The organism is Massilia sp. CFBP9026, assembly GCF_034045165.1.
GTDB lineage: Bacteria > Pseudomonadota > Gammaproteobacteria > Burkholderiales > Burkholderiaceae_D > Telluria > Telluria arenae.
Genome location: NZ_JAXCWH010000011.1, coordinates 34,455 through 60,775, shown reverse-complemented (window position 1 = coordinate 60,775; position 26,321 = coordinate 34,455). Strand labels below are relative to the sequence as shown.

Here is a 26,321-nt window from a genome sequence, read left to right as displayed (position 1 = left end):
GCCCAAGCATGATTAACGGACATTGCGATAAACTCTTTAATCCCAGCCCCTTGCATAACAGGAATGTCTATGGAAAACAGGATTGAGAAGGACAGCTTTGGCCCGATCGACGTGCCCGCCGATCGTCTATGGGGGGCGCAGACCCAGCGCTCGCTCCACCACTTCCACATCTCCACCGAGCGCATGGCGCCCGAGCTGGTCGCGGCGCTGGCCCAGGTCAAGCGCGCGGCGGCGGCGGTCAACCGCTCGCTCGGCAAGCTTTCCAGCGACAAGGCCGACGCCATCATCCGGGCTGCGGACGAAGTGCTCGACGGCCGCCATCCGGCCGAATTCCCGCTCGCCGTGTGGCAGACCGGCTCGGGCACGCAGAGCAATATGAACATGAACGAGGTGCTGGCCAACCGCGGCTCCGAGCTGCTGGGCGGCGAGCGCGGCGAAGGCCGCATGCTGCACCCGAACGACCACGTCAATATGGGCCAGTCGTCGAACGACATCTTCCCGACCGCCATGCACGTGGCCGCTGCCTGGGCCCTGGCCAAGGAAGTATTGCCGGCGCTGGCCCAGCTGCGCGGCACCCTGCTGCGCAAGTCGCGCGACTTCGAGCCGATCGTCAAGATCGGCCGCACCCACCTGCAAGATGCGACGCCGCTGACCCTGGGCCAGGAGTTCTCCGGCTACGTGGCCCAGCTCGAGTATTCCGAGCAGCAGCTCAAGTCCGCCCTGCCCGGCCTGCTGCTGCTGGCCGCCGGCGGCACCGCCGTGGGCACCGGCCTGAATGCCCACCCCGAATTCGCCCCCCGCATCGCGGCCGAGCTCGGCTCGCGCACCGGCCTGTCGTTCAAGACCGCGCCGAACAAGTTCATGGCCCTGGCCGCCCACGACGCCATGGTCGCCGCCCACGGCGCCTTCAAGACCCTGGCCACGGCCCTCATGAAGATCGCCAACGACGTGCGCTGGATGGCGTCCGGCCCCCGCTCGGGCCTGGGCGAGATCACCATCCCCGAGAACGAGCCGGGCAGCTCGATCATGCCGGGCAAGGTCAATCCGACCCAGTGCGAGGCCCTCACCATGCTGTGCTGCCAGGTGTTCGGCAACGACGTCGCCATCACGGTCGGCGGCTCCCAGGGCAATTTCGAGCTCAATGTGTTCAAGCCCATGATCGTGCACAACTTCCTGCAAAGCGCGCGCCTGCTGGCCGACGGCATGCGCTCCTTCGACGAGCATTGCGCACAGGGTATCGAGCCGAATCGCGCCCGGATCGGCGAGCTGATGGAGAAATCGCTGATGCTGGTGACTGCACTGGCGCCGCACATCGGGTATGATCGCGCCGCGCAGATCGCCAAGAAGGCATCGACGGACGGCCTGACCTTGCGCCAGGCCGCCCTGCAGAGCGGCTTCGTCGACGAACAGCAGTTCGACCAATGGATCGTGCCGATCGACATGACGCGTCCGGATCCAGCGTAATCCGACGAGGGCGCGCAGGGTTGGCGCAGCCGCCAACCCACGCGCATGCGCTTCGCGTGCGCACATACTTAGCGGCCTCATCAATCGTACGCCGCCTTCACCAACCCGAGGATAGAATGCAAAAAATAGTTTTCGATTTGACATCAGAATTCGTCGAGGTCAATCAGCTGCTGAAGCTGGTCGGCCTGGTCGACAGCGGCGGCGCCGGCAAGAACATGGTCGCCAGCGGCGTGGTGTCGGTCGATGGTAAACAGGAGCTGCGCAAGACGGCGAAGATCCGCACTGGCCAGACCGTCTCGGTCGGCGACGTGCGCATCACCGTGCAGTAAGCTGTTGGAGCCCGCAACCGGGCTTCTAGTGCGAAGAAATGGAGCGCCAGAACGGCGTTCTTATGTTTGCGCGCTAACAAACAGAGCGGGGCTTCCTTGTTTATATTTTAAGACGTCACTCATACGGCTTAGAGGTGAAGGCGATGGAAACCCCGGAACACCATGCACAATCGCAGGAGCAATTGATCGGCGACCTGCGCCTCGTGATCGAAAACGCGGAAGAACTGCTCAAGAATACCGATCACTATTCCAGCGCGCTGTACCAGAATGCGCGCGCCAAGCTGTCGCTCGCCCTGGAAGCGGCGAATGAAGAACTGTCGCGCTTCGAGGATGCGCAACTGGAGCGCATGATGGCCGCCACCCGCGCCGCCAACGACCGCTACCAGGACAGGTCCGGCGAAGACCGTATCCTGCGCGCCTTCCACTGAATGACGAAAGCAAAAACCCGGCATGCAAGCCGGGTTTCAACGGGCAAGACGCAATCCCATGTGATCTTCGATCCGGCTTTCGTGCTTAAGTTCGCGCCGGATGCCAGCCCTGGACTCAGGCTTTGGTGTTGATCGTATTGCCCAGGTGTGGCGGCAGGTTTTGCGGTTGCGGCAGCGCGTCGAGCAGCTGGGCGGCCGACACCGCCTGGATGTCCATGGATTTCTTGAGCATCGTAACGCCCACTTCCTGACGGATACCGGTTTCGGCCATGCTGGTTGCAAGCTTGGCAATGTTCGTGACGTCCATACACCTCTCCAGAAAAAGACTTGTCAGTCTTTAACGGCCCCATCGACCGAAACTTGAGGCCTCGTCTTTAACCATCCGCAAACCCAATCGACCACCCGCCCCAGGTCGTTCAAGTCGAGCCAGGCCAGGCCGGCGTGCGCGTCAAGCGGCCGCGCCACGTCCGAGACCACGGCCAGGATCGTGACATCGTCCCGGAACAGCGGCGGCTTGCCCAGGCTCGGGCGGTGCACCTCGAGCTTGGGCAGGGATTCCCATTTATAGCCTTCGACCAGGGTCAGGTCGGCCGGCGACAGCCGCGCCAGCAGCTCGTCCAGTGCTGGCTCCGGCGCTGCGCGCAGCTCGCGCATGATGGCAATGCGAAAGGGCGAGGCGATCATCACCTCGGCCGCTCCGGCCAGGCGCAGGCGCGCGCTGTCCTTGCGCGGCGGCTCGAGTTCGATGTCATGGTGGCTGTGCTTGACGATATTGACCCGCAAGCCATCCTGCGCCAGGCGCGCGACCAGCCCTTCCAGCAAGGTGGTCTTGCCGCTGCCCGACCAGCCCACCACGCCCAGGACCGGACCGGGGCCCTGCCCTTGCGCCGTATCCGGCACGTCAGTACGCGACACGGTAGCGGGTTCCCCGGTAGTTCATCACCGCCGCCTTCGGCATCAGGCGCTCGAGCACCAGGCCGGGCGCGACTTCCTCGCCTTCGCGGCGCAGCATCTTGTCCACCAGCAGCAAGCTCTCGCCCGGCGTCGGCGAATAGATGTAGCCGCCAAAGCTCACTTGCGGGATCTCGCGCCTGACCGCCTCGGGCAATTGCTGCAGTGTGCGCAGGTTGTCCTCGCCGGCAGGCGTTACGGATACCGGCGCTTCGGCCACGCGCACTGGCGGCGGCGCCGGCTCGGCTACCTTCGCCGGGGACGGAGCCGGCTTCGTGGCCCCTGGGGCGGCTTCGCGCGGTGCGGGTGCCGGTGCCGGTGTTGGTGCTGGGACCGGCACCGGCGCTGGTGCGACAGGCGGCACAGCAACCGCCGTGGGCGCGGGAGCAGGTGCGGGCGCAGGCGTAGACACCGGCGCCGTCGCCAGCCGCACCGGCTGTTCGCCCCCATGGCGCACCCACAGCAAGGCGCCCGCCGCCACCAGCACGCCCAGGCCGAGGCCGATCACGAGATTGCGCCGGTTCCCGCCCTGGTCGCGGTCCGGCGCCGCATACATGGGCGGCGGCGCATGGATGGTGGGGGCGTTGCCCAGCTGGCGTTCGGCCTGGGCCTTCTTGAGTGCTTCGAGGATGTACGACATATCAGTTTCCCGCCGCCGGACTGGCCATCAGGCGCGGCTCGACCACGCCGGACAGCTGGTTGAGACGCATATAAGTGCGCGGTCCGGCCACGCCGTCCGCCTTCAGGTCCTGGGCCGCCTGGAAGGTGCGCAACCATTCCTGGGTGCGCGCATCCAGGGGCTGGTCGAGCGCCGGCGCGGTCGCCTTGTTCAGGCCGGCCAGGCGCTGGGCGATCCAGTCGACGTCGGGACCACGGTCGCCCTGCCCCACGACGTCGCGGAACGCCCCCGGCATGCGCCAGAAGGTCGTGAACTCGCCGCCGAAGCGCGCGACGAAGGCGGGAATGGCGACCCGCTCGCGGCGCCCGTCCACGGCCAGCAGCACGCTGCCCTCGTCCATTCCGGCCAGCACCGCATACCCGGTGCGCGGGCCGTCGTGCAGGGTGACCACGGCCGGCCGATCCAGCAGGCGCAGCTCGTACAGGCCGCCCCGCCCCCCGTGGCAGCGCAGGTTGGCGCGCTGGGCCGCATCGCAGATCGCCTTCGGGCTGGCGCCGGCAATGCCGGCGAACGACGGCCCCCACAGGGCGGCCAGCGCGCGCAACGCATCGTTCTCGCTCTTGCCGGCCGCGAAATCGGCGCCGGCCACGGGCGCCGCCTTGATCGACACAGGCGCCGGCTTGGCCGCCACCTGTTTCACGGATGCTGGCGCCGCCTGCGCGGTGGCCGGCCGCGCTTGCTGCTGCGGCAGCATCTGCCAGGCCGCGGCGCTGATCGCCACCCCGGCCAGCGCCCCGCCCGCCAGCAGCGGCCAGCGCAGCGGCTTGCGTGCCGCCGGCTCGCCGGCAAACACTTCCTCGGCCGACTTCTGCAGGATGGCGCGCGTGACCTGCGGGCAGTTCTCGACGTAGGCGCCCAGCAGCGCACGGTCGCACAGCAGGTTGATCCGGCGCGGCACGCCATGCGTCAGGCGGTGCACCACAGGCGTCAGGCCCGCAGGGAACGGCATCCCGGCCGCCCCGGACACCGCCAGCCGGTGCGCGATATAGGCGCCGGTTTCCTGCTCGGACAGCGGCCCCAGGTGATAGCGCGCGATCACGCGCTGGGCCAGCTGCTCCAGCTCCGGCCGTGCCAGCATGGTGCGCAGCTCGGGCTGGCCGATCAGGATGATCTGCAGCAGCTTGCGCTCGCTGGTCTCGAGATTGGTCAACAGGCGCAGCTGCTCGAGCACCTCGCTCGACAGGTTCTGGGCCTCGTCGATCACCAGCACATTGTTCAAACCCTGGGCATGCGATTCGAGCAGGTGGCGGTTGATCGCATCCACATGGGATTTGACGCCGCTCACTCCTGGCGGCAGCGCGATGTGCAGCTCGTCGCAAATCGTCTGCAGCAGCTCTTCGGCGTTCAGGCGCGGATTGAAGATATAGGCCAAACGGCAGTTATCGGGAATCTGCTCGATGAAGCAGCGGCACACGGTGGTCTTGCCGGCGCCGATCTCGCCGGTCAGCAGGACGAAGCCGCCGCCGCTGCCGATGCCGTACAGCAGGTGGGCCAGCGCCTCGCGGTGCCGCTCGCTCATGAACAGGTAGCGCGGATCGGGCGCGATCGAGAACGGGGCGTGCTTGAGCTGGAAATAGTGGTTGTACATGCGTTGGACCGTACGATGTGGCGTGGCTAGCGGCCCGGAGGCTGGGGCTTGAACTTCGCGCAGTATATTTTGCTTTTGTCCCTGGCGTAGGCGATCGTGCTGCCCGGGTTGGATTTACGCAAAGGGTAGCGCGAGGCATCCACCGGCTTGAAGGCGACGCCGGCGCCGTCGCGCACCGATTTCTCGAATTCCTCGGGCTTGCTGTCGACGATGGCGGCGACGAACACCAGGTTGCTGCTATCGTCGCTGACCATCACCTCGCTCACCTGGGCGCCCCACAGCGAAGCCTCGGTCTTGAACCACCAGGCCCCGCCCTCGCGCTTGTAGGCCGGGCCGAAGGCCTGGGTCAGGTAGGCGTGGAAATAGGCGTTGTCCAGCTGGCTGCGGCACAGCAGCGCGCTGCCGATCACCGGGCCGAAGGTCGACGGCGCCGCCATCGCGCCGGAGCAAGCGAGTCCTGCCAGCAGCGCCAAGGCGCGCAGCATGGACCGGGTCTTGCCCTGCAGCCCTGGGTGGCGAATCATGGACATCCTTTTTTCGACGATCTCGACATTATGACATTCCACGCCCTGGCGGGCACCGCGGATTGTCGCAAACGACGCACGGTTCGTCGCCTGCAGGCGCAGTCGAGTCCCCGAATCCACCGTTCCGTCGGTTTCGTCATACGCCGCGCGCGCCGCCGGCGTATCGTTCAGGCTCCCATCGACTCCAGGCCAGGAACACTATGCATATCGTACAAAAGACCACCCTGGTGGCCGTCGCCCTCGGCGCCGCCTTCCTATCGATCGACGACAGCCAGGCCGATACGCCGACCAGGGCGGTCTCCGAACAGCGCAATGTCGCCGCCTTCAGCGCCATCGAGTTGAACGGTCCGTACGAGGTGGCCATCGACACCCAGGGCCGGGCCGGCCTGAGCCTGCGCGGCGAACGCCAGCAGCTGGACGAGGTCGAGACCTTCGTGCGCGGCGACACCCTGGTGGTGCGGCCCAAAGGGGGCAAGCTGTTCAGCTTCGGCTTCGGCCAGCGGCGCGAGACCGTGGTCATCCACATCGGCGCGCCGGCACTGAAAAGCCTCTCGATGTCGGGTAGCGGCGACACCACGCTGGGCCAGGTGAGCGGCAAGCGTTTCGCGCTCGACCTCAGTGGGCCGGGCGACCTGGAAGTCTCCGGCGCGGTGCGCGACCTGGCGCTCACCGTGAGCGGCAGCGGCGACGCCAGCCTGCAGCGACTGCGGGCCAGCAATGTGGCGCTGACGATGTCCGGTCCCGGCGACGTGCGGCTGGCCAATATCGACGGCTCCCTGCACGCCAGGATCAGCGGCTCGGGCGACCTCGAGGCCGACGGCCTGCGCCTGGCGCGCCTCGACGCACGCCTGTCCGGCCCCGGCGACATGGTGCTGCGCGGCGCCAGCGGCGAGGTGCGCACCGAAGTGACCGGCTCCGGCTCCTTCGACGCCTGCGACCTGGCCGCCGGCCGCGCCAGCACCATGCAGAGCGGTCCCGGCGACATCTGCCTGGGCGGCGCCATCGCCCAGCTCGACGCCGAAGTCGGCGGCTCGGGCAACCTGACCGCGCTCGGCCTGCGCGCGCAGGCGGCCACCTTGCGCATGCATGGTCCAGGTGACGCCCGGCTGGCCGGCACGGTGGGCGAGTTCAAGGCGCAGATGTCGGGCTCGGGCGACCTCGATGCCGGCGGCCTCGCCGTCACCAAAGCCACGCTCAAGGCGCGCGGCCCGGGCGGCATCGAACTGGCCCAGGTCTCGGACACGCTGGAGGCGGAGCTGCGCGGCTCGGGCAGCCTGACATCGGCGATCCAGGGCAAGCGCCTGGTCCTGACCTCGGACGGCCCGGGCGGCGCCCGCATCAGCGGCCAGGTCGGGATGGTCCACGCGCGCCTGAGCGGCTCGGGCAGCCTGGACGGCAACCGTCTGAAGGCCGACCGCGCCGACATCGCGGTCAGCGGCCCCGGCACGGCCAGGGTGCACGTGGCCGAACGCGCGGGCAATGCGCCGACGGGCGGCAATGGCCAGCTGCTGGTGGTCGACCGGCGCGGCAGCAGCCACGCGCCGCAGTAGACCACAAACAACGGCCGCCGCCTGCGGCGCGCCGTTCTGACCTTGCGCCGGGGCCAGCGGTACCGTCTCGGCGATACTTCTTCCGCCGCTCCTTCCACGCCCTCGCCCACGCTCCGCACAGTACCAATAACAATACCAATCCTACGTTCTATTACCAGACCGTTCGCCAGCATAAGCGCAAGCTATACCTGGCCTTTGGTCTGCATTGGCGAATACCAGTTAAATACCTGTTGACATCGAGATAGGGCCTGCCTATAGTGCCTTGACCCCATTTCCCTCACCTACCATGATCGACTATCTCATCGGCGTCGACGGCGGCGGCACCAATACCCGCGTGCGCCTGGCCGGGCGCGACGGCGCCGAACTGGCCACGGGCCGCAGCGGCGCTTCCGGCCTCGTCCATGGCATCGACAAGGCCTGGCGCGCGGTCGAGGATGCCGCCGCCAAGGCCTTCGCCGCGATCGGCATCGACGCGATTCCGCGCCAGTCGTGCGCCATCGGCCTGGGCCTGGCGGGCGTGCACAATAAGGAATGGGCTGCCGCTTTCCGCGCCGCCAATCCGGGCTACGCGGCGCTGGTGCTCGATACCGACGGCTTCTCGACCCTGATGGGCGCCCACGGGGGCCGCCCTGGCGCCATCGTCGCGATTGGCACCGGCAGCGTGGGCGAAGCCCTGCGCGAGGACGGCACGCGGGTCGAGGTCGGCGGCTGGGGCTTCCCCTCCGGCGACGAAGCCGGCGGCGCCTGGATGGGCCTGCGCGCGATTGCGCACGTCCAGCAGGTGCTCGACGGCCGCGCCGAAGGCGGCGCGCTGGCGCGCGACGTCATCAAAGCCTGCGGCGGCGGGCGCGACGCGATCCAGGTCTGGCTCGGCAAGGCATCCCAGACCGATTACGCGAGCCTGGCGCGCTTCGTGGTCGAACATGGCGCGCTCGACCCGGTGGCCGGCGCGATCCTCGAGCAGGCGGGCCGCGAAGTGGCCACCATGGCGCGCGCGCTCGACCCCGGCGAAACCCTGCCGCTGTCGCTGTGCGGCGGCCTGGGCGACACCCTGCGCCTGTACCTGCCGGCCGAGACGCTGGCGCGTTGCAGCCCGCCCCATGGCGATTCGGCCCTGGGCGCGCTGCGCATGATCGAACTGCACCTGAAAGACACCCCGGCATGACCCGCTCAATCAACGGCAATATCCTCACTCCCGACGGCTGGGTGCGCGGCACGCTGCGCTACGGCGCCCACATCGACGCCATCGACGGCGCCGCCGCCGATCCGGCGTCCAACGGCGACGACTACATCCTGCCCGGCTTCATCGACGTGCACGTGCACGGCGGCGCCGGACGCGACATGATGGAAGGCGGCGACGCGCCGCACGTGATCGCCGCCCTGCACGCGAAACACGGCACCACCAGCCTGCTGGCCACCACCATGACCGCGCCGATCGAGGACATCGACCGCGCCCTCGCCGCCATCGGCCAGGCCTGCGCCGCGCGCGGCAAGGGCGAAGCGCGCATCCTGGGCGTGCACCTGGAAGGCCCGTATATCAATTCCGGCAAGCTGGGCGCCCAGCCGCCGTATGCGCGCGAAGCCAGCCTCGATGAAGTGAAGCGCTTCGACGCCCAGGCGCCGATGAAGCTGATCACGGTCGCGCCCGAGATCGACGGCCACATGGAGCTGGTGCGCGTACTCAGCGATGCCGGCATCCGGGTCCAGGTCGGCCACACCACCGGCAGCTACGAAGTCGGTGTCGACGCCCTCGCGCATGGCGCGGCCGGCTTCACCCACCTGTTCAACGCCATGCCCGGCCTGCACCACCGCGATCCCGGCATGGTCGGCGCGGCGCTGGCGCATGCCGAATACGCCGAGATCATTCCCGACCTGCTGCACGTGCATCCGGGCGCGATCAGGACCGCGCTGCGCTGCATCCCCAAGCTGTTCTGCGTGACCGATTCGACCGCCGCCGCCGGCATGCCCGATGGCGAATACATGCTGGGTCGCCAGGTGGTTCATAAATGCATGGGCGGCGTGCGCCTGGCCAACGGCAGCCTGGCGGGCAGCACGCTCACCATGGACCAGGCGCTGCGCAACCTGGTCAGCATCGGCCTGTCGATCGAAGACGCCAGCCGCCGCGTCTCCACCAATGCCGCCGACTACCTCGGCGAAACCCTGCGCGGCCGCCTGGCGCCGGGCTGCCATGCCGACTTCGTGGTCCTCGACCGCGACCTGAACATCAAAGCCGTCCATATCGAAGGAGAACTCCTGTGACCAACGCCGCCACCCCGTCGCTCATGCTGCAGGAGGCCTTGTCGGCCGCCGATTGCATCGCCCACCAGCTGACCCAGGACGTGGAGCGCTACGCCGAGCTGGGGGCGAAGCTGCGCGCCACGCAGCTGCACAGCGCGGTGACGGTGGCGCGCGGCAGCTCGGACCACGCGTCCAACTACCTGGCCTACCTGATCATGGCGCGCATGGGCCGCCTGGTGACCTCGCTGCCGATGTCGCTCATCACCCTGTATAAATCGCCGATCGTCGCGCGCGACACGCTGGCGGTGGCGATATCGCAATCGGGCCAGAGCCCCGACGTGGTCGAGCCGATCCGCTACTTCCGCGATGGCGGCGCCACCACCGTGGCCCTGGTCAACGACCCCGCCTCGCCGCTGGCCGACGCCGCCGAATGGACCATGCCGCTGCATGCGGGCCCTGAAAAAAGCGTGGCCGCGACCAAGAGCTTCATCGCCAGCCTGGTGGCCGGCGCGCGCCTGGTCGCCGACTGGCAGGATGACAAAGAACTGAAAGACGGCATCGCCGCCCTGCCCCATGCGCTGCGCGCCGCCACCGAAGTGGACTGGTCGGCCGCGATCGAGGTTCTGGCGCCGGCCCGCAACATCATGGTCGTGGGCCGCGGCATCAGCTTCCCGCTGGCGCTCGAATCCTCGCTCAAGTTCAAGGAAACCTCGGCGCTGCAGGCGGAAGCCTTCTCCGGCGCCGAGATCAAGCATGGCCCGATGGCCCTGATCGAGGAAGGCTACCCGCTGCTGGTCTACGCCACCCGCGGCCCGACCCAGGCCGGCCTGGTGGCCCTGGCCGACGAGATGCGCGGCCGCGGCGCGCGCGTGCTGCTGGCCGCGCCAGCCGACGTCGCCAGCCGCGACCTCACGCTACCCACCGCCGCCATCCCCGACCTCGACCCGATCGCGGCGGTGCAGGCCTTTTATACGATGGCGGCGAAGCTGTCGGCCGCGCGCGGCATGAATCCGGACCAGCCACGCCACCTGAGCAAGGTCACCAAGACCAACTGACGACGAATCTTATGTCCCGCACCATGACTGATTACCTCGGCCTGGCCGGCCAATTGATGATGGTGCGCCTGTTCGGCACCGAACTCGATGCCGACACCGACGCCTTCCTGCGCACCCACCAGATCGGCGGCGTGTGCCTGTTCCGCCAGAACATGGTGGACGCCACCCAGCTGACTCGCTTCACGGGCGTCCTGGTCGACGCCATGGGCCCGCGCGCGCTGGTCGCGCTCGACCAGGAAGGCGGCGCCGTGGTGCGCTCGACCTGGGTGCCGGCGCCGCCGAGCGCGATGGCCCTGGGCGCCGCCAACGATCCGCAACTGGCGCGCGAAGTCGGCGCGGCGGTGGCGCGCGCGGTGCGCGCACTGGGCTTCAACTGGAATTTCGCGCCGGTGCTGGACCTGAACAACAACCCGGACAATCCCGTCATCGCCGAGCGCTCGTTCGGCGCCGACCCGGAGCAGGCCACCCGCATTGCGCTGGCCTGGATGGAAGGCAGCGAGAGCGAAGGCGTGGCCTGCTGCGTCAAGCACTTCCCCGGCCACGGCGACACCCACGTCGATTCGCACCGCGACCTGCCGCACGTGGACAAGCCGCGCGCGGAGCTGGAACGCTTCGAGTTCGCGCCGTTCCGTATCGCCGCCAGGGCGGCAACGCCGGCGCCGGCGGTCATGACGGCCCACATCGTCTATCCCGCCCTCGATCCCGTCAATCCGGCCACGATGTCGCGCGCCATCCTCACCGGCGTGCTGCGCGAGGAATTCGGCTACGACGGCGTGATCATCACCGACGGCATGGACATGCATGCGATCGCGCACCGCTACGACGCCGGCCAGGCCGCAGTCAATGCACTGGTGGCGGGCGCCGACATGGTGATGGCGATCGGCACCCGCGCGACCCAGGTCGAGACCGTGCACGCGATCGCCGCGGCGATCCGCGACGGCGTGTTGCCGCTGCCGGAAGTCGAGGCCAAGCTGGCGCGTCTTGCCAGGCTGGCGGACGCGCATCCCGCTCGCGCCATCGCCTACGCCCGCGAACAGGACGACCGCGCATTGATGGCGCGCGCCTGGCGCGCCGGCCTGACCGAACTCGGCCGGCCGCAACGGCCCGCACGCGGCAGCCGCGTGCGCCTGGTGGCGCGCGCCGACGTGGTCAGCGACGGCATATCGGAAGCCGGCGTGCCGGCGGCCCGCATCGCCGAGGCGCTGGCGACCCTGTACGACGTCGAACTCGTCACCTTCGCCGACAGCGAAAGCTTCGACTGGTCGGCGCTGCCGCAGGACGGGCGCTTCACGATCCTGGCCTCGACCGCGCGCCGCCGCTATGGTCCGAACGCGCGCGCCGGCTGGCGCCCCGACCTGCACCTGGCCCTGTGGAACCCTTACCAGGCGCTGGATTTCCCGGCCCCGGCCCTGATGAGCTATGGCTTCGCTCCGCCCGCACTGGAGGCGGCCATGGCCTGGCTGGATGGCGAGATCGGGGCGCCAGGCGCCTGCCCGGTGCCCGGCTTCGACCGTGCCTGACCTGGTAGACGACAGCGCGCCGCCAACGACGAGGTAACGCGATGTAACGACGCTGGGCGCGCCCGCGGGCTCTACGGCACAATTGGCGAGCCAGAAAATGGCTGACTATGGGACAATGCACGCTTTGTCCGAGATTGGCATTTTTGCTATATTGGTGAAAATGCGTAGCGAAAGAACGTGCCGAAAGCGCGCTTCGTCGATTTTTTGTCTAGATAGAAGGATACAGAATGTCCCAACTCCGTCTTGCCCGCCTCTGCCTGATGCTGGCCGCCGTCGGCCTCTCGGCCCCGGCCCTGACCACCGCCGTCCATGCGCAAGAGAAGCCTGCCGCCGCCGCCGCGCCGGCGGACACCGTCCGCCCAGAGCTGTTCAAGCTGCTCGACCCGGCCGCGATCAAGCCGCTGATGGATGCAAAGAATTACGCCGAAGTACAGAACCGCGTGCAGCAGGCCGAAGCTTTCCCGAACCGCACGCCGTACGAAGACTACGTCGTCAACCGCATGAAGCTGTCGGTGGGCTCGGCAACCAACAATAACGAGATCGCCATGCCGGCGCTCGAAGCCGTGATCAATTCCGGCCGCCTGCAAGGCCAGGAACAGGCCGACTTCATCCTGGCCCTGGGCAATATGCACTACAACGCCAAGGACTACGCGAAGGCGATCGAGTGGTTCAAGCGCTACCAGAAGGAAAGCCCGACTCCTGAAAAAGTCACCTCTTCGCTGATCCGCGCCCATTACCTGGGCGGCGACTTCGCCAGCGCCAAGACGGCCCTGCTGCCGGCCATCGAAGCGACCGAGAAAGCCGGCCAGAAGCCAAGCGAGGAAGACCTGCGCCTGCTGGCCTCGTCGGCCAACAAGGTCAAGGACGACGCGGGCTACCTGGTCGCGCTGGAAAAACTGGTCGCCCACTACCCGAACGACGACTTCTGGACCGACGTCCTGAACCGCGGCGTGGCGCGCAAGTCCGGCTTCGATCCGCAGACCAATATGATCAACGTGTACCGCCTGGAAGCGGCCACCGTCAAGAAGATGGCGCCGGAAGAATACGTCGACCTGGCCGAGCTGGCGCTGCGCGACGGCTTCCCGACCGAAGCCAAGAAGGCCATGGACGCCGGCTACGCCGCCGGCGTGCTGGGCCAGGGCTCGAACGCGAAGTCCCACGCCGCCCTGCGCGACAAGGCGACCAAGGGCGCGGCCGACGATGCCAAGAACATCGCCGCCGGCGAAGCCTCGGCCTCCAAGGCCAAGACCGGCGCCGGCCTGGTCAACCTGGGCTGGGCTTACGCCACCATGGACCAGGGCGACAAGGGTGTCGGCTTCATCCAGCAAGGCATCGCCAAGGGCGGCCTGAAGAACCCTGAAGAAGCCAAGCTGCGCCTGGGCATGGCGCAGGCGCTGGCCGGCAAGAAAGCCGAAGCCATCCAGACCTTCCAAACCGTCAAGGGCGGCGGCGGCGCCGGCGACCTGGCGAAATACTGGATCGTTCACCTGAACCAGAAATAATCCTTCGTTGTACGATGGACCCGCGAAAGCGGGCCGGGCTCGCTGCCCGGCCCGCTTTTTTCGTAGGCGCTGTCATCGTTAAATATGGATGAGCATTGAACTGCTGAGCTGATCCGCGGTCCAATCCCGGTCGCCATCGATTGGGAGCGCACGATGAAAGCGCCGAACTTTGAGAAGCTGTTCGCGCAGCTGGCGCTGCTGAACCAGCCGCAGCGCCAGCAAGTACTCGCCGCTCTGCATCCGGCTGCCGGGCTCGATCGGGTGGTTGCCCTCATCGACGAGATCCGGTCGAAGGGGCGGCGCTGTCCGGATTGCGGCTACGAGCGTTGCCACCGGCATGGTCACGCTAATGACCTGCAACGCTTTCGCTGTTGCGCATGCGGACGCACTTTCAATGACCTGACCGGTACGCCACTGGCGCGGCTCAGGCACAAGGGCAAGTGGCTCGATTATCTGGACACGGTCCTCGATTCGCGCACGGTCCGCTCTGCGGCCAAGCGGCTCGGCGTGCACCCCAACACCACTTTTCGCTGGCGCCACCGCTTTCTCGACCGGGTCAAGGACGACCGGCCCGAGCGCCTGCTCGGCATCGTCGAGGCCGACGAGATGTTCCTGCTCGAATCGCAGAAGGGTTCACGCAAGCTCGATCGCAAGCCGCGCAAGCGCGGCGGCAGGGCGGCCCTGCGCGGAATTTCGCATCACCTCGACTGCATCCTGGTGGCGCGCGACCGCAGCGGGCAGACCATCGATGCCATCACCGGCCGCGGCGCCTTGAAGGTGGCCCAACTGGTCAAGCATCTGCTGCCGAAACTCGATCCCCAGGCGCTGCTGGTCACCGACGCCAACGCCGCCTATCCCCCCTTCGCCCTCGCCCATGGCATCGCCCACCAGGCTGTCAATCTCAGCGCTGGCGAGCGAGTCCGCAACGGCGCCGAGGGGGCCATCCACGTTCAAAATGTCAACGCCTATCACCGGCGCTTCAAGGAATGGCTGGCGCGCTTCCATGGCGTGGCGTCACGCTGGTTACCCAACTACCTGGGCTGGCATTGGGCGCTCGATGGCGGCCGAGTCACTTCCGTCGAGCAATTGCTGCGTATTGCATTCGGGGTCATCAACAGCTAACGATGACAGCGCCTTTTTTCGTATGGACGGTTCATCCTGTCCCGCTGCCGGCCGGCGGTTTTACCCGTCCAAGGTGCGCCCCCGTACATTAATGCCCCCGAGCCCGTCCGATAATTGCATTATTTGCATCGGAGGCAGCATGACCACGGTACGCAAGGGCCAGGCGCCCGCCAAGCTGGGACGCAACGAATTCCACCTGCGCTTTCGCAAGGCCTTCCAGGACCCCGGCTACGAAACGCTCGACCGCGAACTGGCGGCAATCGAGGATGTGGCCTGGGAAGCGTATCAGGACGGCCGCAAGGCCCCGCACACGGTCAAGGCCGGTCCCGGCTTCGCCGACCCCGGCTACGACCTGTCGGTCGAGTGGAAAGAGGCGCGCGACCGCCTGCTCGGCGCCGAGCGGCACCAGAAGGATCCCGACTCGCGCAACCGCATCCTCCTCATCAACGCCTCGGCCCGCAACGACGGCACCTGTCCCGGCGAAATCTCCAAGAGCTGGCGCATGACGCAGATGGCCAAGGACGTGTTGATGGAACAGGGCTTCGAGGCCGACGTGCTCGACCTCTCCCTGCTCAATTCCGACTACGACCGCCACATCCACCCCTGCAAGGGCTGCGTGTCGACCGCGATGCCGCTGTGCCACTGGCCGTGCAGCTGCTACCCGAACCACGCCGAGCGCCAGGTCAACGACTGGATGAACGAGATCTATGAGCGCTGGGTGCTGGCCCATGGCGTCATCATCATCACCCCGGTCTACTGGTACCAGACCCCGGCGGTGCTGAAACTGATGATCGACCGCCTGGTCTGCGCCGATGGCGGCAATCCCGACCCGACGTCGACCCACGGCAAGGACGCCGAAGAAGCCAAGCAGATCGAGCGCGACGGCTGGGATTATCCGAAACACCTGGCCGGCCGCGCCTTCGGCCTGCTGGTGCACGGCGACGTGGCCGGCATCGAAGGCACGCGGCGCTCGCTGTCGGACTGGCTTGAATGGATGGGCCTGATCAACTCGGGCAGTTTCGGCCAGCTCGACCGCTACATCGGCTATTACGAATCGTATGCCGACAGCCACGAGACCTTCGACAAGGACACCGCGGTGCAGGAAGAGACGCGCAACGTGGCGCGCGCGGTGGCCACCGCGGTGCGCGAAGTGCGCGCGGGCCGGGTCGCCGTGGTCAGCCAGCCCTTGAAGGATCCGCGCCCGAAATAATGGCGCGCGGCCGGCGGCGGGCGTGATTATTGGCGAGTTTTACACAGTTGATTCTCAGTAGAATTATGGAAACACACTACTGGGGATCATCTGATATGGAAGCAGTTGGCGGACTCATCATCGCAGCGATTATTGGCGTATTGATCGGCAAGGATGCCAAGGCGCGTGGCATGAGCGGCATCGGCTGGGGCCTGTTCTCCTTCCTGATCTGCATCGTCGCGGTGCCGATCTATCTCATCGTTCGCAAGCCGCGTATCGCATGATCCGGACGGTCGCCGGTCGCCTGGGCCTGTTGCTGGCGACCGCCGCCCTGGCCTGGCTGCCGGCCAATCCGCTGGTACGCGCCGAAGCACTGCTCGGCCTGTCGCCAGGCCCCCTCGAACGCTACCTGGGCATCAAGAATCTGTTCAGCGGCATGACCGAGGGCATGCACCAGCTCGTGCATGGCGAACTGGGCAAGGCGCTCGACGCGAATTTCCTGACGCCGCTGGTCGCCTGCGCCCTGATTGCTTGGGCCGTCACCGGCGCGCGCCTGGAGACGCGGCGCCACGAAATCCTTGCCGCCGCCTGCTTCGTCGGGCTGTCCATGCTGGTCAACCTCGTCCATCCGCTGCCCTGAGCGGCAGGCGGCCTGCGGTATGATGGGGGCTCCCGCCTCCATGCCTGCTGAATGAATCCACTCGTCCAACTGATGCACGATGCCGCCAAGGCCAGCCTCGCCGCCGGCGCCGGCAAGCTGCCGCTCTACCAGCAACTGCAGCGCGCGCTGCGCCAGGCGATCGACAACGGCGTCTACGGCCCCTCGAGCGCCCTGCCCGCCGAGCGCCAGCTGGCGCTGGAGCTGGGCATCTCGCGCATCACGGTGCGCAAGGCGATCGACAGCCTGGTCGACGACGGTCTATTGGTGCGGCGCGCCGGTTCCGGCAATTTTCTCAACACGCGCATCGAAAAGAATTTCGCCAAGCTGAGTTCGTTCTCGGAAGACATGCGCGCCCGTGGGCGAGTGCCGAAAAGCAATTGGCTCAAGCGCTCGGAAGGCCTGGTCACGCCCGAGGAAGCGCTGCGCCTGCGGCTGTCGCCGGGCACGCCGGTGTACCGCTTCAACCGCCTGCGCTACGCCGACGATGCGCCGATGTGCCTGGAGTACGCTACCATCGCCGCCTTTGCCCTGCCCTCGCTCGACGCGGTGGGCGACTCGATGTACGAGGCGCTCGAGGCGACCGGCAACCGTCCGGTGCGCGCGCTGCAGCGCCTGTCGGCCCTGCTGCTGGGCGCCGAACAGGCGCGCCTGCTCGATGCGCGCGAAGGCGATGCCGGCCTGTGCGTGGAACGGCTGGGCTTCTTGCGCGACGGACGTGCAGTGGAGTTTTGCCGCTCGTATTTTCGCGGCGATACCTATGATTTCGTGGCCGAGCTCACTGCAGCCTGATGCCCGCAGCCTGATGCCCGCAGCCCGATGAAGTAATGCTAATCTATCCTTTTTCACCACACGAGGACGATCATGTTCAAGAGAATGGCGGCGGAAGCATTGGGGTTAAGCGATATCGGTGTCATCGTCGGACCGGCGGACTACAGCAAGGTCGATGCTGACGACTACCTGTTCACCGAGGACGGTGAGCAGATCTTCTTCCTGATCAAGAGCAAGAAGGACGAGTACTGCTTCACCAATCTTGCCCTGATCCACGTCGACGGCGATTCGGCCGTGTCCTCGAAGCGCTCGATCAAGCGCTACGAGTATTCGTCGAACCTCATCACCAATGTCAGCATCGAAACCGCCGGCACGCTCGACATGGACATCGAACTCAAGTTCAACGTCAACGACACCAAGTTCTCAATCGACGTCAAAAAATCCTTCATCGAACAGCTGAAGGACATCTACAAGGCCTTGACCACCATCGGCAAGCAGCAACGGCGCGATGCCGTCTGCCGCGACAATGCGCTGCGCACGCTGGACGCCACCGCCTCGGTCCACAAGCTCAATATCGCGCCGGGGGCCGGCAGCCTGGTCAGCCAGTACGGCGAACTGCTGGAAGCGCTGAACACGGCCATGCTCGATACGCACACCAAACGCGACTTCAGCGACGTGTTCGCCAAGTACATCCACAACTGAAGCGGCGCTTCATGAAAAAAACCGTCATGCCGAGGTAGGCAATGACGGTTTTTCCGCTGCCGGCAGCGCGCCGGCGCGTGTCGGGATTACGCCTTGTTGCTTTGGCGGCGGCGGCGCACGGCCCCGATCAGGCCGAGGCCGGCAAGCATGGTCGCCAGCGTGGCTGGTTCCGGAACTTCGGCAAATGGGGTGTAGTCATACGTGACCTGCACCGCGCCGGATGCGTACGTGTCGAATCCGGTCGTCACGTTGCCTGGCCCCTTCGCGAACGAGGTGCCCAGCGCGCTCAGGCCGAGCTCGATGAAACCTTTACCCGAGAACAGGGCGAAATCGCTGGCGCTGCTGCTCAGGAAGGATTCGGCTTTGCTTGCCTCGACCGTCCCGGTATTGACGCCGGAAGTGCCAGCGAAGTCGAGAACACGGTCATAGCGGCCAAGGTTGTAAAGCTGGTCGAATACAGGGTTGGCCACGACCAGCGTGCTGCCATCCGGGCGGGTCAGCTCGATGGTCGAACCCAGTGTCAGGGTGACCTTCGCCGCGCTGCTGCCCCGGTTTTCGGCGAAGCCGGCGCCGCTGACCAAGCCGCTCAAGTCGAACTTGATCGAATTGAGGGTGCCGAGCTTGGTGTTGAACTTGCTGAAACGCAGCGTCTCGGACCAATCCGTTTCCGTGACTCCGATACTGTCGTTGAAGCTGATCACGGCGGCCTGGGCGCCTGCGACAGGAATCAGGGCGGCGGCGAGCGCCAGTGCGGCAAAAGTCTTTTTCAAGTTGGTCTCACTAGATGGAAATGCGTTAGTCACATGCGGCGACATCCAACCAATAAGCATAATTTATGCCACTAGGAAATACTTGATTAAAAACAGGGACTTGGGATTTTCCGGATCGTAAATACGCGGCGCACTGTAAAGATTTCCGACAAGAAAACCGGCTCAAACGGCGGTGAAACCACCATCGACCACCATTTCGTGGCCGTTCACGTAGGACGCCATGTCCGAGCACAACCATAGTGCAGCCTGCGCTACCTCGCCCGCCTCGGCGAAGCGCCCCATCGGATGCGCCGCCTTGAGCTTCTTCTCGATGCCCGGATCGCGTTCGAAGGCGCGCGCCAGCATCGGCGTCTTGACCGCGGCCGGGCACAGCACGTTGACGCGGATGCCCTCGCGCGCGTACTCGGCGGCGGCGCTCTTGGTCAGGCCGACCACCGCGTGCTTGCTGGCGCCGTAGATCGCATGGTTAGGGCTGCCGACCAGGCCGGCGATACCGGCCATATTGACGATCGCGCCATGGCCCTGCTTCTGCATCTGGCGCAGCTGGTATTTCATGCACAGCCAGACGCCCTTGACGTTGACGTTCATGATGCGGTCGAACTGCTCGTCGTCGGCGTCGGCCAGCGGCTGGCGCTCTTCCTCGACCGCGGCATTGTTGATCGCGAAGTCGAGACGGCCATAGTAATTGATGGTCTTCTCGACCAGTGCTTCGACGTCTCCCGCGCGGGTGACGTTGCTTTGCACGAACAGCGCCTTGCCGCCGTTTTCCACGATCATCGCCGCGGTCGCGTGCCCGCCGTCGATCGACACGTCGGCCACGACCACGCTGGCGCCGGCACGGCCGAACGCCAGGGCGATGGCGCGACCGATGCCACTGGCGGCTCCGGTAACCAAAACGACCTTGCCGGTGAACGACAAACCGCCTGGCTGCTGCTTGCTGATGGCCTTCATGATGCTCCCTGGATGAAACTTTTGCTTCCGAAAAGAAACATTTTAACGCATGGCTTCGTGCATTGTCACAATCCAGAGAGTTTTTGTCAGGAAACTGTTGTAGTTACGGCATAGTAACTACGGGTGTCGCCGGACCATTTGCCTTTGCCTGGTCGCCCGCCATGAATACCGATAGCTTAGCCGGATCGATCGCATTGCGGAATGCGGCATTCAGCTGAGGCAAGGTCACGGCCCCCAGCTTGCGTTCGAGCTCGGCCGATGCTTCGAAAGTCTTGCCGCGGTACAGGAAGGAGGTCCAGCCCGAGGCCAGCGCGCCGTCGTTCGAGCGCGACTGCAGGCGCTGCTGCATCAGGCCCGACTTGGCGCCAGCCAGTTCCTCGGCAGTAAAGCCGTCCTTGAGCGCACGCGCCAGCTCGGCGCGCACCGCCGCGTCGAGCTTGGCGAGGTTCTGCGGCGCCGCGATCGCATTGATCGTGAAGCTGCCGGCGCGGTCCAGGGTGCCCGGCGACACGTCCGAGCCGCCGCCATACGACAGGCCATCCTGCTGGCGGATGCGGTCCATCAGGCGCGACTTGAGGCCGCCGTCGCCGAAGATGTAGTTAGCCAGCGTCAGGGCCGGATAATCGGCATCGTCGATGTTCAGGTCCAGGTTCAGGCGTGCGATATAGAAGCCGTTTTCCTTGTCCGGGGTATTCAAGGTGCGCACCACCGGGGCCACCTCGGCATGCGCGACCAGCACCGGCGCGTGCGCCTGCGGCGCTTTCCAGGCGCCGAACAGGGTATTGACCAGCGGCGTGATTTCCTGCGGATCGAAGTCGCCCACGATGGCCATCTCGGCCGGACTGGCGCCGTAGAACTGGCCGTGGAAGGCCTTGACGTCCGCGAGGCGCGCCGCCTTCGCTTCTTCGAGCTGCTCTTCCAGGCTCGGCGAATAACGGATGTCGCCGCGCGGATAGCGATTGAAGTGCTGGCTGAGCGCGCGCACGGCCGCGCTTTGCGGTTCGTTGCGGCCCGCTTCGATGCCGACCAGCAGTTGCTGGCGCAATTGCTCGAATTCGGATTCAGGGAAATCCGGCTCCCTGAGCACATGGGCGACGAGCTTGAGCGCCTCCGCCAGGTTGGCGCGCGTGGTCTGGAAATGGGTGGGACTGCCGGCGATCTTGAGCTTGTCGAAGGCGTCGGCCAGTTCGGCGCGCGTATAACGGGCCGTGCCGCGCATCAGCATCAGGTTCGTCAGGGCCTGGGTCGTGCCCTTGCCGAACAGGCTTTTCTCGTCGCCGAAGTGCTGGCGCAGGTCGACCGTCACGGTCTCGCCGCGGTTCTTTTTCGGCAGCAGGGCCAGCTTGACGCCGCCGGCGGTCGTCAGGGTGGTGCGCTTCATGATGTTCTGCTGGCTCGGCTCGAAATTCTCCGACACCAGGTTCGAGACGGCGGGCTTGAAGTCCTTCATCGCCTCAGCCACCGTGGGCGCCGGCGGCAGGTCGGCGCGCTTGGACGCTTCTTCCGGGATGAAGGTGCCGGTCGTGCGGTTGCTGCGCAGGTAATAACGTCCTGCGCTCGCGGCGACCTGTTCGGCCGTCATCTTTTGCACGCGCTCGCGGCCCACGAAGTACATGCGCCAGTCGCCCAGGGCGACCGGTTCGGACAGGGCCACGCCCACCGCCTGCGGATTGTTCAGGCTGCGTTCGACCGTGTTCAGCCAGGAGCGACGCACCCGCTCCAGTTCCTCGGTAGTAGGCGGCTTGCTGGCCAGTTCCTCGACTGCCTGGGTCAGTGCCTCGCGCACCGGCTCGATCGGCTCGCCCAGCTTGACCACGGCGCCGAAGAATTGCAGGCCCGGCGCATAGCCGGTCTGGCCGAAGCTGAACACCTGGCTGGCCTTGCCGGTCTCGACCAGCAGCTTGTGCAGGCGTCCGTTGGGCGCATCGCCCATGATTTCGGCAGCGAAGCCGAGCGCCTCGGCCTCGGGATGCAGGTCGGACGGGATCTTGTAGCCGACCGCCACGAACTGCATATCGCCCTGGCGCCGCACGGCGAAGCTGCGCTCGCCGTCCTGGGTCGGCTCGACCGTCCAGAAGGCCGGCAGCGTGCGTTTCGGTTTCGGGATCGCGCCGAACAGGCGGTTGATCTTGGCCAGGGTCGTGCGCTCGTCAAACTGGCCGGCCACCAGCAGCACCGCATTGTCGGGCTGGTAGTAGGTGCGATAGAAAGCCTGCAGGTTCTCGATGCGCACGTTCTCGATGTCGCTGCGGTTACCGATGGTCGAGCGGCCATAGCTGTGCCAGTCGTAGGCGACGCTCTGCATGCGCTTGAACAGCACGTTGCCGGGCTCGTTCTCGCCGGCTTCGTACTCGTTGCGCACCACGGTCATCTCGGACGCGAGATCCTTGGCCGAGACGAAGGAATTGACCATGCGGTCGGCCTCCATCTGCAAGGCCCAGTCCAGGTTCTCCTGCGAGGCCTGGAACACTTCGTAGTAATTGGTGCGGTCGAGCGAGGTGGTGCCGTTGAACTGCATGCCGCGCTCGGAGAACTGCTTGGTGATGTCGCGGTTGTTCTTCGCGCCCTTGAACAGCAGGTGCTCGAGCAGGTGGGCCATGCCGGTCTCGCCATAGTTCTCGTGGCGCGAACCGACCAGATAGGTGACGTTGACGGTCACGGTCGGCCGCGAGGCGTCCGGGAACAACAGCACTTTCAAGCCGTTCGCCAGGCGGTATTCGGTGATGCCTTCGACCGACGGGCCGAGGGTCACGCCCTTGGGGAGGGCCGCGCCGCTGGCGGCCTTGTTGGCGCCTGGGGTTGCAGGGGCGGCGGCGGTCGCCGGCGCGATCATGACCAGGGCCAGGCAGCCCGCTGCTATATGCGCGGCCATCCCGCGCAACTGAAATCTCGAATCCATGGTGTCCCGTCTACTCGGCGGGACGCCAACCGTCCCGCCTGCTCCACGATGGTAGCAGACGGGCGTCTTGCCCGTGACCTATACGCCAACCCAGTTGACAGGACTTGCCGGCAGGCAGCTATTGGCGCACACGGCGCTCATGCGATTGCTGCCAGGAGCCGATGCGTGACAGCTCGCTCATCTCTTCGGCCAGGAACTCGAGGAGGTCGTCGGCGCTGACGATGCCGCAGAGGTTGCCCTGGGCATCCACGACCGGCACCCGGCGGATGCCGCGCAGGCGCATGTGCTCGATGGTCTCATAGACGTCGTCGGATTCGCCCGCGGTGAGCAGGTCGTCGCTCATGATGTCGCCGGCCAGCAGGCTGGCCGGGTCGAGCCCGGGAGCGACGACGGCCAGCACGATGTCGCGATCGGTCAGGATGCCGAGCGGGACGTTGCCACCGCCATCGGTGTCGACCACGACCAGGTCGCCGACGTGGTGACGCCGCATCAGCATGGCGGCGCCCTGCACGGTCTCGTCGCGGGTGCAGCAGATGGTGTCGGTGGTACAGATTTCGCCGATGCGCATGATGGGCCTCCCCTGATCCGGGTGAGGCTAGGCCAAAACAAAATTGGCGCTTTGATTTCGATCAAAGCGCCAATGGCGGCTAGCTTGCGGTGATATTCAGGCGGCGCCTGGTTTCTTTTCGCCCGGCAGCGGCACGAAACAGGCGTCGACCACCTGCATATCGTTGTCCTTGGCGAAACTGATCACAAAGTGATAGGCCATCGGTTCGATCTTTTGCAAGCTGCGGTTGACCACGACGGCCTTGGTGCCGTTGACCACGGTCGGGTAGACGTAGGGGGAGAATTTCAGGTGGGCATTGGGGCCGCCAGAGCCGGGGCAATAGCAGGCCATGACGCCGCACAGGCGCTCGGCCCAGTCGCTCGGGCGGAACGTCTTGCCTTTATTCGTGATGCCCAGGATGAAAAACTCGCCAGCGAGCTCGGCATCCTTGGGTGGCGCTTGGTCGGTCATAGTCCTACGGGCTCAGACAGAAAAGACTGCGTGGGTGAGAGCAAATTCGGCTCAGTGCAATACGGCTTTGCTCGGTACAGGCAGTATTATATCTTATAGAAGACTTGAGGACGAGGCCCGGCGCGCCACACTCAGCGCAGCCAGGCCACGCTCGACGTCAGCAACAGCAGGATCATCCACAAGATCAGTGCACGCCACACCAGTCCGACCGTGCTCTGCAGGGCGCGGACGTTCGGCTCCTCGCCCGGCATCACATCCACATCGCTTTCGCTCAAGTCCACCGTGGCGGCGTCCGCCGGTAGCAATTGTGGCGCATTTTCGTTCGGCGTGCCGAGGCGCACACCCATCGCACCGCCGCCGGCCGACAGGATGATGCCGCGCGCCTCGTCGGTCCAGCGGTTGGCGAAATTGCGCCAGGCATAGACGGCGTCCTCGAAGTTGCCGACCACGGCAAAGGCCACCGCCGTCAGGCGCACCGGCACCCAGTCGATCCAGTAGAAGGCCTTGGCGGCGAACTGGCCGAAGGCTTCGTTGCGCATGTGGTCGGGCTCGTTCCAGGCGCGCGACAGGTATTCGGACACGCGGTACATCACGGCGCCCGCCGGCCCCAGCGGCATCAGGAACCAGAAGAACACGCCGAACACATTGCGGTGGGTCGTGATCAAGGCCTTCTCGACCGCGATGCGGGTGATCTCGGTGCTATCCATCCCGACGGTGTCCAGCCTCGTCCATTCGGCCAGGAGGGTGCGCGCCCGCGGTTCGTCGCCTGAATTGAGCGCGAACTGGATCGAGGTGAAGTAATGGCTGTAATGACGGAAACCGAGGGTCAGGTAGACGATCAGGACATTCCAGGCAAAGGCCAGGAACACCAGGTTGTAGTGCATGAAGAACCAGTAGACGAGCCAGGTCGGCAGCATCAGAGCGCTCATCATCAGGATCCAGCCCATGCGCCCATTCTTTTGCTCGCCGGCATTGAACCAGGTCTCGATGCGCACGGCGAGCGACTTGACGCCGCCATACACCTGGTTATCGGCGCGCAGCGGTTTCAGTTGCTCGATGAGCAGTGCGCACAGGATGGAAAAGAATGTCATTCAGGAACCCTTTTTTGTTATGGCAATACGACTGCCCCGTTACGATAGCGGAGAAGCCTGCCAGAATCAAATCCCTGAGTGTAAGTAAGTCTTAGGCGCGAAGGAAATGGAAGAGGTTGCGCAGCATGGCGGCAGTCGCGCCCCAGATGAAATATTGCTCGTACGGCATCGTATAAAAGGCGCGCCGCCCCGCTCCTTGCGGCAATTCGAATACCCGGCGCTGGTGGTTCAGGCCATCCATCAGGAAGCTGAGGGGCACTTCGAACGCTTCGGCCACTTCGCCCGGATCGGGCTGCAGCTCGAATGGCGGCTGGACCAGGGCCACCACCGGCGTCACCCGATAGGCGCTGACGGTGGTGTAATCGGGCAGCACGCCGATGATCTCGATATGGCGGCGGTGCAGGCCGACTTCTTCTTCGGTTTCGCGCAGCGCCGTCTCGATCGGGGACGAATCGAGTTCTTCGGCGCGGCCGCCGGGAAAACTGATCTGGCCGGCATGGCTGGACAAATGGTCGGTGCGCAAGGTCAACAGCACGGTCACGCCCTCGGGGCGCGCCACCAGCGGCACCAGCACGGATGCACGGCGCAAGGTGGCGCTCGTCATGCCGCGGCCTTCATCCGACGCTTCCTCTTCCCATGGCAGGGTTTGCGCAAAGCGTGCGCGCAGCGCGGCCGGGATCAGGCGCGCGGGCGCAACCGGCGCCTCGCCGGCCAGGCTGGTCACCGGCAACTGGGTCGGATCAAACACGAATTTGGCCAAACTGAATCCTTTGCAATACTGCGCCAGAATAGAAAAAGGCATCCTTGCGGATGCCTTTTTCTGAGCACGAGTAAGATTACTCGGCAGCAGCGACGGTCTTGACGCGACGCTGTGGCAGTTTTTCTTTGATACGTGCCGACTTGCCCGAACGTTCGCGCAGGTAGTACAGCTTTGCACGACGGACGTCACCACGACGCTTCACTTCGATCGAAGCGATCAGCGGCGAGTACAGCTGGAACGTACGCTCGACGCCTTCGCCGGACGAGATCTTGCGAACGATGAAGTTCGAGTTCAGGCCACGGTTACGACGCGAAATCACGACGCCTTCGTATGCCTGGGCGCGCTTGCGGTTGCCTTCGACGACGTTGACGCTGACGATAACGGTATCGCCAGGTGCGAAATCAGGGATCGCACGGCCGAGGCGTGCGATTTCTTCTTGCTCGAGTTGTTGAATCAGATTCATTTTTTTATGACTCCAAAAACCATCTTGCTGGCACTACCTTCGCCCAGTAGAGGATGGGGTTGAACGACGGACAACGCGTCCGCCATTGCATGTGCCTTT

Annotated in this window: 28 protein-coding genes; 15 read left to right on the top strand and 13 right to left on the bottom strand. The window is 65.8% G+C overall.

All coding sequences use genetic code 11. From position 1 onward, the window contains the following. Positions 1 to 69: 69 nt before the first annotated feature. The 3 genes from fumC to SOM28_RS22785 all read left to right on the top strand — a co-directional run bounded on the left by fumC (position 70) and on the right by SOM28_RS22785 (position 2,221). Positions 70 to 1,464, top strand: a complete 1,395-nt coding sequence (fumC, locus tag SOM28_RS22795; RefSeq protein WP_123070598.1) for a class II fumarate hydratase — start codon at positions 70 to 72, stop codon at positions 1,462 to 1,464. Between the two features lie 116 nt (positions 1,465 to 1,580). Then, a complete protein-coding gene (locus tag SOM28_RS22790; RefSeq protein ID WP_123070597.1) occupies positions 1,581 to 1,793 on the top strand; it encodes an RNA-binding S4 domain-containing protein in 213 nt (70 codons plus the stop codon). Positions 1,794 to 1,936: 143 nt separating this feature from the next. Then, complete coding sequence (locus tag SOM28_RS22785; RefSeq protein WP_123070596.1) at positions 1,937 to 2,221, top strand: DUF883 family protein; 285 nt, start codon at positions 1,937 to 1,939, stop codon at positions 2,219 to 2,221. 115 nt (positions 2,222 to 2,336) lie between these two features. Here the strand turns inward: SOM28_RS22785 and SOM28_RS22780 are convergent, their stop codons facing one another. From SOM28_RS22780 to SOM28_RS22760, 5 genes are read right to left on the bottom strand one after another with little or no spacing between them, the layout of a single operon-like run. Then, positions 2,337 to 2,528, bottom strand: a complete 192-nt coding sequence (locus SOM28_RS22780; protein WP_123070595.1) for a YjfB family protein — start codon at positions 2,526 to 2,528, stop codon at positions 2,337 to 2,339. 23 nt (positions 2,529 to 2,551) lie between these two features. Continuing rightward, a complete protein-coding gene (mobB, locus tag SOM28_RS22775; RefSeq protein WP_320469550.1) occupies positions 2,552 to 3,136 on the bottom strand; it encodes a molybdopterin-guanine dinucleotide biosynthesis protein B in 585 nt (194 codons plus the stop codon). Beyond that, a complete protein-coding gene (locus tag SOM28_RS22770; RefSeq protein WP_320469549.1) occupies positions 3,123 to 3,812 on the bottom strand; it encodes a general secretion pathway protein GspB in 690 nt (229 codons plus the stop codon). The genes mobB and SOM28_RS22770 overlap by 14 nt, the downstream gene beginning before the upstream one ends. A 1-nt stretch (position 3,813) precedes the next feature. Beyond that, a complete protein-coding gene (locus SOM28_RS22765) occupies positions 3,814 to 5,439 on the bottom strand; it encodes an AAA family ATPase (protein WP_320469548.1) in 1,626 nt (541 codons plus the stop codon). A 26-nt stretch (positions 5,440 to 5,465) separates the two neighbouring features. Then, positions 5,466 to 5,963 carry a hypothetical protein gene (locus SOM28_RS22760; protein WP_123070592.1) on the bottom strand — a complete coding sequence of 166 codons (498 nt, stop codon included), beginning with the start codon at positions 5,961 to 5,963 and terminating at the stop codon, positions 5,466 to 5,468. Positions 5,964 to 6,163: 200 nt separating this feature from the next. Between SOM28_RS22760 and SOM28_RS22755 the strand changes: the two genes are divergently transcribed. The 12 genes from SOM28_RS22755 (at position 6,164) to SOM28_RS22700 (ending at position 18,270) form a co-directional block, all read left to right on the top strand. Next, positions 6,164 to 7,513, top strand: a complete 1,350-nt coding sequence (locus tag SOM28_RS22755; RefSeq protein WP_320469547.1) for a GIN domain-containing protein — start codon at positions 6,164 to 6,166, stop codon at positions 7,511 to 7,513. Positions 7,514 to 7,799: 286 nt separating this feature from the next. Then, the gene (locus SOM28_RS22750) at positions 7,800 to 8,678 is read left to right on the top strand and encodes a glucosamine kinase nucleotide-binding domain-containing protein (RefSeq protein ID WP_320469546.1); all 879 of its coding nucleotides are present in this window, start codon (positions 7,800 to 7,802) and stop codon (positions 8,676 to 8,678) included. Continuing rightward, positions 8,675 to 9,772, top strand: coding sequence for an N-acetylglucosamine-6-phosphate deacetylase (gene nagA / locus SOM28_RS22745; protein WP_320469545.1), 1,098 nt, complete (start codon positions 8,675 to 8,677; stop codon positions 9,770 to 9,772). Before SOM28_RS22750 ends, nagA begins: the two co-directional genes overlap by 4 nt. A gap of 23 nt (positions 9,773 to 9,795) precedes the next feature. Further along, a complete protein-coding gene (locus SOM28_RS22740; RefSeq protein ID WP_320469593.1) occupies positions 9,796 to 10,806 on the top strand; it encodes an SIS domain-containing protein in 1,011 nt (336 codons plus the stop codon). A gap of 23 nt (positions 10,807 to 10,829) precedes the next feature. After that, positions 10,830 to 12,326 (top strand): beta-N-acetylhexosaminidase, encoded by a 1,497-nt coding sequence (nagZ, locus tag SOM28_RS22735; protein ID WP_320469544.1) that lies wholly within the window; start codon positions 10,830 to 10,832, stop codon positions 12,324 to 12,326. 227 nt (positions 12,327 to 12,553) lie between these two features. Next, on the top strand, positions 12,554 to 13,828 hold the full coding sequence (locus tag SOM28_RS22730; RefSeq protein WP_123070587.1) for a tetratricopeptide repeat protein: 1,275 nt from the start codon (positions 12,554 to 12,556) through the stop codon (positions 13,826 to 13,828). A gap of 153 nt (positions 13,829 to 13,981) precedes the next feature. Then, a complete protein-coding gene (locus SOM28_RS22725; RefSeq protein ID WP_320469543.1) occupies positions 13,982 to 14,950 on the top strand; it encodes an IS1595 family transposase in 969 nt (322 codons plus the stop codon). 139 nt (positions 14,951 to 15,089) lie between these two features. Continuing rightward, positions 15,090 to 16,160, top strand: coding sequence for a flavodoxin family protein (locus tag SOM28_RS22720; protein ID WP_320469542.1), 1,071 nt, complete (start codon positions 15,090 to 15,092; stop codon positions 16,158 to 16,160). Positions 16,161 to 16,225: 65 nt separating this feature from the next. Further along, entirely contained in the window at positions 16,226 to 16,423 is a 198-nt protein-coding gene (locus SOM28_RS22715) for a hypothetical protein (protein ID WP_148044146.1), read from the top strand. Continuing rightward, entirely contained in the window at positions 16,420 to 16,779 is a 360-nt protein-coding gene (locus SOM28_RS22710) for a DUF2752 domain-containing protein (RefSeq protein ID WP_123071946.1), read from the top strand. The genes SOM28_RS22715 and SOM28_RS22710 overlap by 4 nt, the downstream gene beginning before the upstream one ends. 51 nt (positions 16,780 to 16,830) lie before the next feature. Next, positions 16,831 to 17,589: a GntR family transcriptional regulator gene (locus tag SOM28_RS22705; protein WP_414675201.1), complete on the top strand. Its 759-nt coding sequence runs from the start codon at positions 16,831 to 16,833 to the stop codon at positions 17,587 to 17,589. A 72-nt stretch (positions 17,590 to 17,661) separates the two neighbouring features. Then, entirely contained in the window at positions 17,662 to 18,270 is a 609-nt protein-coding gene (locus SOM28_RS22700; RefSeq protein ID WP_123071948.1) for a PH domain-containing protein, read from the top strand. Positions 18,271 to 18,356: 86 nt separating this feature from the next. Here the strand turns inward: SOM28_RS22700 and SOM28_RS22695 are convergent, their stop codons facing one another. From SOM28_RS22695 to rplS, 8 genes are all read right to left on the bottom strand, one after another. After that, entirely contained in the window at positions 18,357 to 19,040 is a 684-nt protein-coding gene (locus SOM28_RS22695; RefSeq protein WP_183407560.1) for a choice-of-anchor E domain-containing protein, read from the bottom strand. 162 nt (positions 19,041 to 19,202) lie between these two features. Continuing rightward, complete coding sequence (locus tag SOM28_RS22690; RefSeq protein ID WP_123071949.1) at positions 19,203 to 19,991, bottom strand: SDR family oxidoreductase; 789 nt, start codon at positions 19,989 to 19,991, stop codon at positions 19,203 to 19,205. 103 nt (positions 19,992 to 20,094) lie between these two features. After that, entirely contained in the window at positions 20,095 to 22,890 is a 2,796-nt protein-coding gene (locus tag SOM28_RS22685) for a M16 family metallopeptidase (protein ID WP_320469541.1), read from the bottom strand. A gap of 118 nt (positions 22,891 to 23,008) precedes the next feature. Beyond that, positions 23,009 to 23,458 (bottom strand): CBS domain-containing protein, encoded by a 450-nt coding sequence (locus SOM28_RS22680; protein ID WP_123071951.1) that lies wholly within the window; start codon positions 23,456 to 23,458, stop codon positions 23,009 to 23,011. A 96-nt stretch (positions 23,459 to 23,554) separates the two neighbouring features. Further along, a complete protein-coding gene (locus SOM28_RS22675; RefSeq protein WP_123071952.1) occupies positions 23,555 to 23,908 on the bottom strand; it encodes a DUF3579 domain-containing protein in 354 nt (117 codons plus the stop codon). A 131-nt stretch (positions 23,909 to 24,039) separates the two neighbouring features. Beyond that, positions 24,040 to 24,999 carry a CobD/CbiB family protein gene (locus tag SOM28_RS22670; RefSeq protein WP_147933932.1) on the bottom strand — a complete coding sequence of 320 codons (960 nt, stop codon included), beginning with the start codon at positions 24,997 to 24,999 and terminating at the stop codon, positions 24,040 to 24,042. Between the two features lie 91 nt (positions 25,000 to 25,090). Then, positions 25,091 to 25,801 carry a CoA pyrophosphatase gene (locus tag SOM28_RS22665; protein WP_123071954.1) on the bottom strand — a complete coding sequence of 237 codons (711 nt, stop codon included), beginning with the start codon at positions 25,799 to 25,801 and terminating at the stop codon, positions 25,091 to 25,093. A gap of 34 nt (positions 25,802 to 25,835) precedes the next feature. Then, positions 25,836 to 26,222 carry a 50S ribosomal protein L19 gene (gene rplS, locus SOM28_RS22660; RefSeq protein WP_123071955.1) on the bottom strand — a complete coding sequence of 129 codons (387 nt, stop codon included), beginning with the start codon at positions 26,220 to 26,222 and terminating at the stop codon, positions 25,836 to 25,838. Positions 26,223 to 26,321: the final 99 nt, after the last annotated feature.

Excerpts from the sequence above, each read along its gene's own strand:
- SOM28_RS22760 (WP_123070592.1), bottom strand. The coding sequence starts at position 5,963 with ATGATTCGCCACCCAGGGCTGCAGGGCAAGACCCGGTCCATGCTGCGC.
- SOM28_RS22665 (WP_123071954.1), bottom strand. The coding sequence starts at position 25,801 with ATGCCTTTTTCTATTCTGGCGCAGTATTGCAAAGGATTCAGTTTGGCC.
- SOM28_RS22720 (WP_320469542.1), top strand. The coding sequence starts at position 15,090 with ATGACCACGGTACGCAAGGGCCAGGCGCCCGCCAAGCTGGGACGCAAC.
- rplS (WP_123071955.1), bottom strand. The coding sequence starts at position 26,222 with ATGAATCTGATTCAACAACTCGAGCAAGAAGAAATCGCACGCCTCGGC.
- SOM28_RS22755 (WP_320469547.1), top strand. The coding sequence starts at position 6,164 with ATGCATATCGTACAAAAGACCACCCTGGTGGCCGTCGCCCTCGGCGCC.
- SOM28_RS22675 (WP_123071952.1), bottom strand. The coding sequence starts at position 23,908 with ATGACCGACCAAGCGCCACCCAAGGATGCCGAGCTCGCTGGCGAGTTT.
- SOM28_RS22685 (WP_320469541.1), bottom strand. The coding sequence starts at position 22,890 with ATGGATTCGAGATTTCAGTTGCGCGGGATGGCCGCGCATATAGCAGCG.
- SOM28_RS22785 (WP_123070596.1), top strand. The coding sequence starts at position 1,937 with ATGGAAACCCCGGAACACCATGCACAATCGCAGGAGCAATTGATCGGC.
- SOM28_RS22715 (WP_148044146.1), top strand. The coding sequence starts at position 16,226 with ATGGAAACACACTACTGGGGATCATCTGATATGGAAGCAGTTGGCGGA.
- SOM28_RS22765 (WP_320469548.1), bottom strand. The coding sequence starts at position 5,439 with ATGTACAACCACTATTTCCAGCTCAAGCACGCCCCGTTCTCGATCGCG.
- SOM28_RS22700 (WP_123071948.1), top strand. The coding sequence starts at position 17,662 with ATGTTCAAGAGAATGGCGGCGGAAGCATTGGGGTTAAGCGATATCGGT.
- SOM28_RS22780 (WP_123070595.1), bottom strand. The coding sequence starts at position 2,528 with ATGGACGTCACGAACATTGCCAAGCTTGCAACCAGCATGGCCGAAACC.
- SOM28_RS22690 (WP_123071949.1), bottom strand. The coding sequence starts at position 19,991 with ATGAAGGCCATCAGCAAGCAGCAGCCAGGCGGTTTGTCGTTCACCGGC.
- SOM28_RS22740 (WP_320469593.1), top strand. The coding sequence starts at position 9,796 with ATGCTGCAGGAGGCCTTGTCGGCCGCCGATTGCATCGCCCACCAGCTG.
- SOM28_RS22670 (WP_147933932.1), bottom strand. The coding sequence starts at position 24,999 with ATGACATTCTTTTCCATCCTGTGCGCACTGCTCATCGAGCAACTGAAA.
- nagA (WP_320469545.1), top strand. The coding sequence starts at position 8,675 with ATGACCCGCTCAATCAACGGCAATATCCTCACTCCCGACGGCTGGGTG.
- SOM28_RS22770 (WP_320469549.1), bottom strand. The coding sequence starts at position 3,812 with ATGTCGTACATCCTCGAAGCACTCAAGAAGGCCCAGGCCGAACGCCAG.
- SOM28_RS22680 (WP_123071951.1), bottom strand. The coding sequence starts at position 23,458 with ATGCGCATCGGCGAAATCTGTACCACCGACACCATCTGCTGCACCCGC.
- SOM28_RS22725 (WP_320469543.1), top strand. The coding sequence starts at position 13,982 with ATGAAAGCGCCGAACTTTGAGAAGCTGTTCGCGCAGCTGGCGCTGCTG.
- SOM28_RS22750 (WP_320469546.1), top strand. The coding sequence starts at position 7,800 with ATGATCGACTATCTCATCGGCGTCGACGGCGGCGGCACCAATACCCGC.
- SOM28_RS22710 (WP_123071946.1), top strand. The coding sequence starts at position 16,420 with ATGATCCGGACGGTCGCCGGTCGCCTGGGCCTGTTGCTGGCGACCGCC.
- nagZ (WP_320469544.1), top strand. The coding sequence starts at position 10,830 with ATGACTGATTACCTCGGCCTGGCCGGCCAATTGATGATGGTGCGCCTG.
- fumC (WP_123070598.1), top strand. The coding sequence starts at position 70 with ATGGAAAACAGGATTGAGAAGGACAGCTTTGGCCCGATCGACGTGCCC.
- SOM28_RS22705 (WP_414675201.1), top strand. The coding sequence starts at position 16,831 with ATGAATCCACTCGTCCAACTGATGCACGATGCCGCCAAGGCCAGCCTC.
- SOM28_RS22790 (WP_123070597.1), top strand. The coding sequence starts at position 1,581 with ATGCAAAAAATAGTTTTCGATTTGACATCAGAATTCGTCGAGGTCAAT.
- SOM28_RS22730 (WP_123070587.1), top strand. The coding sequence starts at position 12,554 with ATGTCCCAACTCCGTCTTGCCCGCCTCTGCCTGATGCTGGCCGCCGTC.